Source organism: Chryseobacterium sp. FR054 (genome assembly GCF_056844565.1).
In genome coordinates, this window is sequence record NZ_JBXDSA010000002.1 from 1,153,448 (window position 1) to 1,165,105 (window position 11,658).

Annotated in this window: 9 protein-coding genes; all 9 read right to left on the reverse strand. The window is 41.2% G+C overall.

What is annotated here, in order from left to right; genetic code table 11:
* Window positions 1-518: 518 nt before the first annotated feature.
* The 9 genes from acs to AC106S_RS12510 all read right to left on the reverse strand — a co-directional run bounded on the left by acs (window position 519) and on the right by AC106S_RS12510 (window position 11,648).
* Complete coding sequence (gene acs / locus AC106S_RS12470; RefSeq protein ID WP_482439481.1) at window positions 519-2,426, reverse strand: acetate--CoA ligase; 1,908 nt, start codon at window positions 2,424-2,426, stop codon at window positions 519-521.
* 61 nt (window positions 2,427-2,487) lie between these two features.
* Complete coding sequence (locus AC106S_RS12475; protein ID WP_482439584.1) at window positions 2,488-4,374, reverse strand: AMP-binding protein; 1,887 nt, start codon at window positions 4,372-4,374, stop codon at window positions 2,488-2,490.
* A gap of 61 nt (window positions 4,375-4,435) precedes the next feature.
* A complete protein-coding gene (locus AC106S_RS12480) occupies window positions 4,436-4,798 on the reverse strand; it encodes a response regulator transcription factor (RefSeq protein ID WP_482439483.1) in 363 nt (120 codons plus the stop codon).
* 15 nt (window positions 4,799-4,813) lie between these two features.
* On the reverse strand, window positions 4,814-7,507 hold the full coding sequence (locus tag AC106S_RS12485; RefSeq protein ID WP_482439586.1) for an ATP-binding protein: 2,694 nt from the start codon (window positions 7,505-7,507) through the stop codon (window positions 4,814-4,816).
* Window positions 7,500-7,694, reverse strand: coding sequence for a hypothetical protein (locus AC106S_RS12490; protein ID WP_482439485.1), 195 nt, complete (start codon window positions 7,692-7,694; stop codon window positions 7,500-7,502). The genes AC106S_RS12485 and AC106S_RS12490 overlap by 8 nt, the downstream gene beginning before the upstream one ends.
* A gap of 66 nt (window positions 7,695-7,760) precedes the next feature.
* Window positions 7,761-7,988 carry a DUF6814 family protein gene (locus AC106S_RS12495; protein ID WP_482439487.1) on the reverse strand — a complete coding sequence of 76 codons (228 nt, stop codon included), beginning with the start codon at window positions 7,986-7,988 and terminating at the stop codon, window positions 7,761-7,763.
* A 43-nt stretch (window positions 7,989-8,031) separates the two neighbouring features.
* Window positions 8,032-9,612 carry an MFS transporter gene (locus AC106S_RS12500; RefSeq protein WP_482439489.1) on the reverse strand — a complete coding sequence of 527 codons (1,581 nt, stop codon included), beginning with the start codon at window positions 9,610-9,612 and terminating at the stop codon, window positions 8,032-8,034.
* A gap of 54 nt (window positions 9,613-9,666) precedes the next feature.
* Window positions 9,667-11,046 (reverse strand): porin, encoded by a 1,380-nt coding sequence (locus AC106S_RS12505; protein ID WP_482439491.1) that lies wholly within the window; start codon window positions 11,044-11,046, stop codon window positions 9,667-9,669.
* Between the two features lie 185 nt (window positions 11,047-11,231).
* Window positions 11,232-11,648 (reverse strand): IS1/IS1595 family N-terminal zinc-binding domain-containing protein, encoded by a 417-nt coding sequence (locus AC106S_RS12510; RefSeq protein WP_482439493.1) that lies wholly within the window; start codon window positions 11,646-11,648, stop codon window positions 11,232-11,234.
* Window positions 11,649-11,658: the final 10 nt, after the last annotated feature.

Sequence of the window (11,658 nt, forward strand, 5' to 3'; positions counted from 1 at the left end):
AAAAATAATATTTTTAACAGATCATTCGGATTTTATTTACAAATTCAGTTTGTTTTTTTAAAAAATAGGGTTGAAAAGTTGAATTAACTTCAATGCTTTAAATATTTAATATGCTGAATTTAAAAAATCTGTAAAATTCGTGCTGTCTGTATGATATTATTTTATCCCCAACGAGACACAAAAGATTCTGACACTTTAGTGATCTTTAAATTTAAATACCTTGCTCATAGAAGTTCGCTTAAAATAAAAATCATAGATTTTTATGTATTCAGCAGTGTAAAATTTTATCGGAGATAAAATCCTAGCGCCTGATTTATCCGATATAAAAAAATAAATTGCGTCTTTGCGCAAACCCCCAACCAAAAATACATCAATCAAAAAGATCTGCTCAATCTGCCTGATCAGCGAGCGATAAAAAATAAAGCAATCATAAAAAGCGATGAAACAGCCTGCAGGAAATGGTGAAAAACAAAAAAACGGACCGAAGCCCGTTTTTCATTCAATATCATTATTAAAAATTAAATTCTTTCGTTTTTAATCTCTTCCACAATTTCAGGATTTAATAAAGTGGTAATATCCCCGAAATTACTGAAATCTCCTTCCGCAATTTTTCTCAGGATTCTGCGCATAATCTTTCCTGATCTTGTCTTCGGCAGCCCGGAAACGAACTGTATCTTATCCAGCTTGGCAATAGGCCCGATCTGGTCTGAAATAAGCTGATTGATCTCTTTTTTCAGATTTTCCTTATCACGGCCTTCTCCGCTTTCTTTTAAGATGACATAGCCATACAGGGCATTTCCTTTAATATCATGAGGGTAGCCTACAATAGCAGATTCTGCAACGGCCGGATGCTCATTGATGCTGTCTTCAATAGGTGCAGTACCCAGATTATGCCCGGAAACAATGATCACATCATCTACACGTCCGGTAATTCTGTAATATCCGACCTCATCCCTTAACGCTCCGTCTCCTGTGAAATATTTCCCCGGAAATGCCGTAAAATAAGTTTCCTTGTATCTCTGATGATCGCCCCAGATGGTTCTGGCAATTCCCGGCCACGGAAAACGGATGCATAAATTTCCGGTTACCTGATTTCCTGTGATTTCGTTACGCTTATCATCCATCAGTACCGGCTGAATACCGGGAATAGGAAGGGTGGCGTAGGTTGGTTTTGTAGGGGTGACGAATGGAAGAGGGGAGATCATGATTCCTCCGGTTTCTGTCTGCCACCAGGTGTCTACTACCGGGCATTTTTTCTTCCCGACATGATCGTTGAACCAGTGCCATGCCTCCTCATTGATAGGTTCTCCTACTGAACCGATAACTTTTAATGTACTCAGATCATGTTTGTCTACCCATTCTGTGCTTTCTTTGGCCAGAGAACGGATGGCGGTAGGAGCGGTGTAGAACTGGGTGACTTTATGTTTTTCAATAACTTCCCAGAAACGGTCCGGTTCAGGATAAGTCGGTACGCCTTCGAAAATAACGGTAGTGGCTCCGTTAAGAAGCGGCCCGTAAAGAATATAAGAGTGTCCGGTAATCCATCCGATATCTGCCGTACACCAGTAGATATCATTCTCTTTATAATTGAATACATTTTTGAAGGTATAGGCTGTGTACACCATGTAACCGGCACAGGTATGAAGCATTCCTTTAGGCTTTCCGGTAGAGCCGGAGGTATAAAGGATGAAAAGAGGATCCTCAGCATCCATGATTACGGTTACAAAATCGGCAGAGGCTTTTTCATACAGGTCTGTGAACCAGTAATCTCTGCCTTCTTTCATTTTGATTTCGTTGCGGGTTCTTTTTACCACAAGAACGGATTCTACGCTCGGCGTTTTTTCAAGGGCTTCATCCACAATGCTTTTCAGGTCCAGAACTTTATTTCCTCTGTAACTTCCGTCTGAGGTGATGACCATTTTAGCACCACAGTCGTTCACTCTGGAAGATACGGCAGAGGCTGAAAACCCGGCAAAAATTACCGAATGTACCGCTCCTAATTTCGCACAGGCAAGCATGGTGATGGCCAATTCCGGGATCATAGGAAGATAAATGCATACTCTGTCTCCTTTTTCAATTCCCATTTCGCGCAGAACATTGGCGGTTTTATTCACACGGGTGTATAATTCGCTGTAAGAAATATGCTGTGCTTCCTCTTTCGGATCATTAGGCTCCCAGATAATGGCTGTTTTTTCGCCTCTTACGGAAAGATGCCTGTCCAGGCAGTTTTTGGTGATATTTAATTTTGCATTTTTAAACCATGTGATTTTAGCCTCGTTCATATCGTACTTAACGACCTTGCTCCATCTCTGGTACCACACGAAATTCTGGTCGGCGATCTTGTCCCAGAATTTTTTAGGATTTTTGATAGACTTTTTGTACTCTTCAAAATAGTGAGGCAGATCTTCTATTAAGTAATTTCTCATATCCTTTCGTTTTTTTGAAATTTGAATTTTATTAATATTAAATGTATGTTTAATTTTTTGTTTAAGCCCTATATTCCCTGATTTTTTCCTGAATTTCTTCAATGATTTTCTCGTCATCAATCGTAGACGGGATCTGGAATTCTTTCCCGTCCAGCAGGGTTCTGATCAGCTTTCTCAGGATTTTTCCGGAACGGGTTTTCGGTAACCGTTTCACAACCACGGTGTTCTTTAAAAAAGCTACGGCACCGATCTTTTCACGAACCATCTGAATGATGTCTTTTTCCACCTGTTCTTCAGAAATCACCGAGCCGTTTTTCAAAACCACTGTGGCAAAAGGTACCTGGCCTTTAAGATCATCGTCTATTCCCACGACAGCACATTCCGCGACTTCCGGATGAGATGACACGATCTCCTCCATTTCGGAAGTTGAAAGACGGTGTCCGGCTACATTGATTACGTCATCCACTCTTCCGGTGATGAAAATATAGCCGTCTTCATCCTGAATGGCTCCGTCACCTGAGAAGTAGTAGCCGTTGTACTGTGACAGGTAGCTGTTCCGGAAGCGTTCATAATCATTCCAGATTCCAAGCATAGCACCCGGCGGGAGCGGAAGTTTAATGACGAGATAGCCTTCATGATGAGGATCGAGTTCAAATCCGTTTTCATCAAATATTTTAATATCATATCCCGGGATTGGCTTTCCGGCAGAAGCTCTTTTGATTTTGTACTGATCGTCAAAAGTCATTAAACCCAGCATCGGCCATCCGGATTCTGTCTGCCACCAGTGATCAATGGCGGGAACTCCAATATGTCGGGCAAACCAGTCAAGGGTAGCGACATCACAGCGTTCTCCGGCTAAAAACTGTTTCTTCAGGCAGGACAGATCGTATTTTTTTACAAGTTCACCGTCAGGATCTTCTTTTTTGATGGCTCTGATCGCAGTTGGAGCCGTAAACATGGCTGATACCCTATATTCTGAGATGATTCTCCAGAAAGTTCCTGCATCGGGTGTCATGATGGGTTTTCCTTCGAAAATGACGGTGGTGTTTCTGTTGATGAGGGGTCCGTAAACGCTGTAACTGTGTCCCACCGCCCATCCGAAATCGGAAGCGGCCCAGTAGGTTTCCCCGGGTTCCATACCGTAAATGTATTTCATGGAAAATTTCAGGGCAGTGGCATATCCTCCGGTATCGCGGACGATTCCTTTGGGTTTTCCGGTCGTTCCTGAAGTATAAAGAAGGTATAAAGGATGTACGGATTCTACCGGAACACAGTCTGCAGGAGCTGATTGCTGAACGAGTTCTTCGTAATCGGTCAGTCCTTCAAACATTTCGTGCTGGTTATCGACTAATTTTCTGTTGTAAACGATGATGTGGTCTACTTTGTCCTGGGCCAGTTCTATGGCTTTTTCCACCAAAGGCAGGTAAGGGATTCTTTTAGCGATTTCCACTCCGGCGGTAGCGGTAATCAATGCTTTGGGTTTGCAGTCGTCTATTCTCACCACCAGTTCATGAGGGGCAAATCCTCCGAAAACCACGTTGTGAATCACTCCGATCCTTGCACAGGCCAGCATGGCAAAAAGGGTCTGAGGAATCATCGGCATATAGATCACGGCGGTGTCTCCTTTCTGTAAACCTAAAGAAGCCAGCCCTCCGGCAAATTTTGAGATTTCCTCTTTAGCCTGGCTGAAGGTGTAGGTTTTTTTCTGCCCGGTTACCGGAGAGTCATATATAATGGCGGTCTGCTCTCCGAAACCATCTTCAATATGTTGGTCAATACACAGATAACACATATTGAGTTTTCCGTCCGCAAACCATTGCGGGTAGTTGTTTTTATCATGAGAGAGAATCTGTGACGGGAATTCTGTCCATTGGATCTGTTGGGCCTGTTCCTTCCAGAAGTTCTCCTTGTCTTCTATGCTTTGTTTAAATAAAATATCTGCCTTCATATCAGTTCTGTGTTTCATGTTTTCTGATTATCCTGTTTTTCCGTTTTTTTTTGAATCTTTTTTATTCAAACATCTCTTCAATCTGCTGGATCAGCTTCTTGATGGAATAAGGTTTGGTAATGTAAGCATCGGCTCCCATTTCCAGTCCCTTTTCAATGTCTTTTGGGTTGTTTTTGGCGCTCAGGAAAAGAACTTTGGTGTCTTTCAGTTTTTCATCCTGTTTGATGATTTCCAGCGTGCTGTATCCGTCCAGATTCGGCATCATGATATCGAGAAGGATAACATCCGGGGTCATGGTTTTTAAAAATTCCAGCACCTCGGCTCCGTCTCTGGCAATATAGACATCGTAGCCGTTTTTTTTGAAACTGTATTCCAGCGACATTAATATTTTGTGCTCGTCATCTGCAATGATTATCTTTTTCATAGGAGGTGTTTATAGTTATTCAACTTCATTTTTACGGTTATTTATCGGTTCAGGCATGCTGATGGTAAAAGTGACGCCCAGGCCGCTGTTTTCAGCTTTTATGCTTCCGTGGTGAGCCTGTACGATCTTTTTGGAAATGGCCAGCCCCAGACCACTTCCGGTAGGCTTGATAATATTTTGGTTTTTGGACTGATAAAATTTATCAAAGATCATTTCAAGGTCTTCTTCGGGAATATGTCTTCCGGTATTGAAGATCTTAATCACGAGTTCATTTTCTTTTTCCGATAATTTGGTCTGTATTGTTCCCTGGTCATCTGTGAATTTCAGGGCGTTTCCTAAAATATTCTGGAAAAGCTGGATCATTCTTGCTTCATCATATTCAAACAGATACTGATTCAGAAGGTTTACTTCGCTTAAATGGATGTTTTTCTGCTGGATAAGATGGTGCAGGGGACTGACTGCTTTTTTATAGGTTTCAAGAATGTTGTTTTCTTTGATGTTTAAAGCAATTTCGCCGTGTTCAAGTTTGTCCAGATAAAGAATGTCGTTGATGATTTCACTTAGCCGGTCTGATTCTGTGATGATATTATTCAAAAATTCCTGTTTGATCTCCAGGGGAATATCGTCGTCGTCTGCTAAAATTTCCCCCGCAGAGCGGATGGCAGTGATCGGGGTTCTCAGTTCATGGGCTACGGAATCCAGAAAGTCGTCTTTCTGGCGGTCTTTGATGATCAGGCTCTCGTTGGCATTTCTGAGGTCATCGGATAATTTCTGCAGTTCTTCAGACTGTTCCGTAAGCTTTTTGTTGAGGGAAATGTTTTCTTTGGATTCCTCTAAAATATTCAGGACTTCCTTTAAGGATATTTTATCCTCTTTTGTTACGCCTTCGATCAGGATCTTGGCAGAAGCGGTTCCTATCCTCCCGGCCAGAAGATTTTCTGAAAACTTGATAAACCTGGAATCGGCTGTTTCCGTCTGGGAATCGATATTGTATTTTAAATTGAAGATCCTTAACGCCTGTTCGGTTTTGTTTTTACCTAAAAATCTTTCCAGAATATTTTTAATATCCGAAACATAAGCTGTTCCGCGCCAGATAAAAGCATTTTCATGATTCTGAATGTATTTGTCGATGTCTACATACAGCTCGGCGAAATTTCTTTCACGGTAATTTCCTTTAACACTCACGGAAATAATGGTGAACAGAGCCGTATTGATGAGTAAAGACCAGAAGAAGATCTGCGAGATCCTGCTCAGATAAGGAATATTGAAAAACCCGAAAGCATCATACATATCTCTCAGAACGCCTTTGAATTCCTGGTTGTAAGAAAAATAATACTGCGGAATAATCAATCCGAAATAACATATGGCAAGTCCGGCGAGCAATCCTGTAACAGCTCCTTTATAGCTTCCCCTTCTCCAGAAAATAGCTCCGAAAAAAGCGGGAGCAAGCTGTGCGATCACTACAAACGAGATCAATCCCACCGAATCCAGTGATGTTCTCAGGATGAAATATTTATAGAAAACAAAAGCCATGATGATCAGCGCGAAAATACTGAACTTCCTGATGTTGGTAATGTTTCTGGTATTCTGAACCTCATTTTCAGATTTGAATTTTCCAAGTAATCCATAAGGAATGATGAGGTTGTTGGAAAGCATGATCGAAAGAGTAATGGCGGAAATAATAATCATGGAAATGCACGAACTCAGCCCGCCCAGGAATACAAAAACAGTAATCAGGGTATTGTCGAAATGCTGGGGAATCAAAATAGAGTAGAACTCCGGATTTACTTTCTGTCCGTCAAAAATAAGCCTTCCGCCCCAGGCGATCGGGAATATAAATACAGTGAAGATCAGAAGATAAAGAGGAAAAAACCAGATGGCGGTTCTGATATGTTTTTCCTGTCTGTTCTCTACAATAGCAGTGTGGAACTGTCTTGGAAGAATACATATGGCTGTTGCGGAGATCATACAAAGCACCATCCAGTTCATGGCGTCTTCGGTTCCGCTAAAAGTGTTTTTTTCTTTAAAATCTTCAAACTGGCTCGCTTTCTGGTAAATATCGGAGAATCCGTCAAAAACAAAATAAATAACAAAAACCCCGAGAATAATAATAAAGAAGAGTTTCAAAAAACTTTCGAGGGCAATGGCTGAAATAATCCCTAAACGTTTCTCGGAAGCATCCACGTATTTTGTTCCGTAATACGAGGAAAATAAAGCGATCAGGATAACTACGAATGTGGCGTTATCTGTAAGAATATTGCTGGACATTGAGGTTTCTGTCACCAGATGGAAAGTTTCTGAAATCGCTTTGATCTGAAGCCCGATATAAGGAACAATAGCGAGCAGGCAGACGATTGTAATAATGGCACTGAAGCTTCTGCTGTTACCGTATCTCAGAGAAATAAAATCCGCGAGGCTGCTTATTTTGTTGATTCTGGCAATACGTACGATCCGGGTATTGATGTAGATCCATGCCGGAATAATCATCACAGGTCCGATATAGATAGGAAGATAGTTGAGCCCGCTGGTGGCCGCGACGCCAATACTTCCGTAGTAGGTCCATGCCGTGCAGTACACCGCAAGAGACAGGGCATAAATATAGGGATTGTTGATCCACAACTTGCTCTTTTTCTTCTCTGCCAGGTGGGCAACTAAGAACAAAAGGGCCAGGTAAAGCAAAACCACAAAAAATAATGCAAAACTACTCATCATACCTTTTTACGATTACAAAAGAAATAATGATGGAAATCATCCAGACTGCAAACAGGTAAACGAGGATCATAGGATAGCCAAAAACTTCCCTGTCGCTGTTGAATAGCAGAGAAAAGGGAATACTGAAGGCAATCATCAGTCCGATGCTCAGGATAACCAGTTTTTGTTCGTGTCTTTTCTTCATAATGTTCATGAATAACGATAATTGATGAACAAATAATAATTCATCAATTATCGTTTATTTTTATAACTAAATCTTGTCGTCAGAATATTCTCCCGTCAGGGCATAATAGCCGAAAATACCCAGTCCGCCGGAAATAATCGGCATCAAAACAAATAAAATTATGATACCGAAAACCAGATCTTCCTGCTTACCCGAAGTAATTTTGGGAATTCCTAAAACTGTTATTCCGAAATATCCCACCACCAGCGCAATGGCGATCCAGAGTATGCCTAATATTTTTTTTAGTCCGTTCATTTTAGTAGTATTAAAATTAATAAAAATTTGAGTGATTCAGTGCCTAATCGTGAATATTATTGTTCTTGTTTTTAAGATAAAATAATCCGATGATTAAACAGACTGCAGCAACCCCTATCGGGTACCATAACCCTTCAAGATACCATGTCGGATGGCCTGCGTCTTTACCTACCGTAACCAGATAAGTGGCAACAGCCGGAAGAAGTCCTCCAAATACTCCGTTTCCGATATGATAAGGGAGAGACATGGAGGTGTAACGGATTCTTACCGGGAACATTTCTACAAGGAAAGCTGCGATAGGGCCATACACCATAGTTACAAATATCACCTGGATAAATACAAGGAAGATCAGATACCATTTTGTATTGTCGGCCAGGGTTACGGACTGTGATACTTTCGGTTCTTCCGCTTTTCCGTCTTTCATTACCGGACCAGCAGGCGACCAGTGAGCTACACTGTCTTTTTTAATTAAGGTTCCGTCTGTATAAAGGGTTTCTTTATGGAAGGTAATCAGACTGTCTGAAGCAACTTTATCGTGAATTTTAGCGGTTCTCTTTTCTGTAATGCCATTGGCGGCAACGGTTTTGTTTTCAAGCTTTACACTGTTGAACATACTGTCGTATATCGGGCGGTAGGCTAAGATGGCTACCAGCATTCCGGTCATCATCACCGCTTTTCGTCCTATTTTGTCAGAAAGCCATCCGAAGAAAACGAAGAAAGGAGTTCCCAGAAATAAGGCAGTTGCCATCAGTGAATCAACCTGTGCAGATTCTACATTCATTACTTTCTGCAGGAAGCTCATCGCATAGAACTGTCCCGTGTACCAGATTACCCCTTGTCCCATAGCGGCTCCGAACAGGGCAAGAAGAACAAATTTGAAATTGTATTTGTTTCCAAAGCTTTCCTTCAATGGGTTTTTGGACGTTTTTCCTTCGCTTTTAGCCTTTGCAAAAAGTGGAGATTCTTTCATGTTTTTTCTGATGATGTAAGAAACACCCACCATAAGAATAGAGATCCAGAAAGGAACCCTCCATCCCCAGTGGTCAAATTCTTCAGCCGAAAGCGAGGTTTTGGTAACCAGGATTACGATCAGGGAAATGAAAAGTCCTGCTGTTGCGGTAGTCTGTATCCATGATGTCCAGTAACCTCTCCGGTGAGGTTGTGCATATTCGGCAACATAGGTAGCGGCACCTCCGTATTCACCACCGAGGGCAAGTCCCTGGAGAAGTCTTAAAATTAAAACAAGGACAGGTGCTAAAAATCCGATGGTCTCATAGCTTGGAATACACCCGATCAGGAATGTTGAAAATCCCATGATCAGCAAAGTGACCAGAAACGTATATTTTCTTCCGATAATATCTCCCAGTCTTCCGAAAAACAGCGCTCCGAAAGGTCTTACGACAAATCCGGCGGCAAAAGTGGCCAGGGTGGACAGAAATGCTGCGGTAGGATTATCAGCAGGAAAGAATTTCGTTGCCAGAACAATGGCTAAGCTTCCGAAAATATAGAAGTCATACCATTCTATCAGGGTACCGAGAGAAGAGGCCGTAATAACGCTCCAGATCGTGCGGTTTTTCTGCCTTTCGGTCATGTTTTCGTAGTTTTCGTGATGGTTTTCGCTCATATTGCTTGATTTTTTTGATGTTAATTAAATAAATAATAGCGGAGAATCCGGTTGTTACAGGTAAATCTGAAACTGGACAATAAATTCGCCTTTACTAGAAGGGCTTTCTGTCGGGCTTGTATATGCCGGTCTTGTGGAATACTGTGTGGTAATTTTCGCGTGATGACCGTCAATAAACCAGTTGGCGCCTATATCAAATTGTGAAGATGATTTGTCGAAAGCTTCAAAACTTTTATGGGTGTACGCTGCGAAAGGCTGTATCCTGACTTTTGGTTTTTCCGCCTGATTGGGTAAGAGTAAACCGGCCTGGGCATAGATAATATTACCTGTTCCTATGGTAGGCTGAAGATTTCCGGGCCCTGCGATGGCTTTGTTTCCCATAAAGCTGGGGTCTGTTGCTGCAATGTTCATTATTCCTAAGTTTCTGACATAATTAGGTCCGAAATTGTAATTGTAATATCCGGCATAGGCAGAAACCGCCATTTTATGTTTAGCTTCTCCTAATGGAATATCAGCAAAAGCATCTACGGCAAAAAGAGTAATATCGTGTTTTTCTACGTTGGAGTTTACAGAAGTTCTTGTTCCGTCTGCCTGGTGGTAAAAACCTGCTCCTACATTGAAAACTTTTTTCGTTCCCAGATAAGAGCCGACTTTGAAGGGGAGGGTGTTGGATTCTTCATCAAGAAACTGGTACTCAACATAACCGGCCTTTGAAAAACTTGGATTTCCATTGTTGTCTACGGCTACGGCTTTCAACGGATCTGTTACATTTACCGGAACAAGATCGGTGGCAAAAGGTTTGTTTAAGCTGAAACGGTATTCCAGTTTTCCGTATTTTCCTTTGGCAAACATACCCAGCTGTCTGGCAAACTGATCTGAGTTATCGATGAGGGGCCATGAGAAAATAGGAGAGTCCACTGTAAGGAAATTAAGCGTTGAAGCCATGGTCATACGGGAAAGTCCCATATAATAATGAAGTCCTGCCCCTAAAGATAAACTGAATTTTTCCGCTTCTCCAGGTAAAATAACTGCATATTCATTCCAGGCATCATGAAAAAACAGCTGCGGTTTCTTGCCGTTTCCGTAACCGCCTGTTCCTGAAGTCCCTGATCCTCCACCATTGATAAAGGTCTGGTTGTTGATTCCAAAATGAGCCAGAATCATATATCTTTTAGAGATCTGGGCATAAGCTAAAGCTCTTAATCTTCTGTTTCCCAGGCTCCATGAGTTGTCCGTAGGTTCACCTGCTACCGTGCTTCCCGGATTCATCTGGGTATTTCTGAGCCAGAACTGATCCCATAAAATAAATCTGATGTACTTATCTCCATCCTGGTTGAGATTTAATTTTAATCCGCTGCCATAATCCGGAGAGCCCTGCGAGTATAAAGAACTGCTTATTACGGTTAATCCTATGAATATGAGAATTTTTTTCATAAATTATCAATTTTTGGCGTTGTTTTTTATTGATGCCAAATTGTAATTAATAATTTATTTACGAAAATTTAATATATATTTATGCTAATAGTATAGCTATAAGATGTAGCCTGTGAAATACAGAGTATGTGGTCTGTCATCTATCCATCTATCCGTCTATTATCTATCCGTCTATTATCTCTGATCTACTTCTTAAACCTTTCCCACTTGATCAGCATGTATTTATCAGCAAACTGGGTAATAATAATCCCTGAGTTCTTAATATTTTCTTCCTGGGCGATATACTCTATTAATTCATTTTGTTTCAGGATCTTATAAACCGGATGAAATTCTGAATGGGGAGGTCTTGTAATATTGTATTTTTTTATCCACGAACTTATGGTTACATGGGAAACACCAATAATTCTTTCTATCTCACGGTAGCTCAGGCCTTCAAGATAAAGCTGTAATGCTTTTGTGACATAGTAATCGTCAATCTGTTTTCCCAGTTTTTTAACGGTAAAATAATAGCTGCAGTCCTTGCAGTGAAAGCGTTGTTTTTCTTTTATGATTCCGCTTTTTACCACTTTGGTACTCTTGCATTTAGGACATTGGTTTTCCATAACTATACCT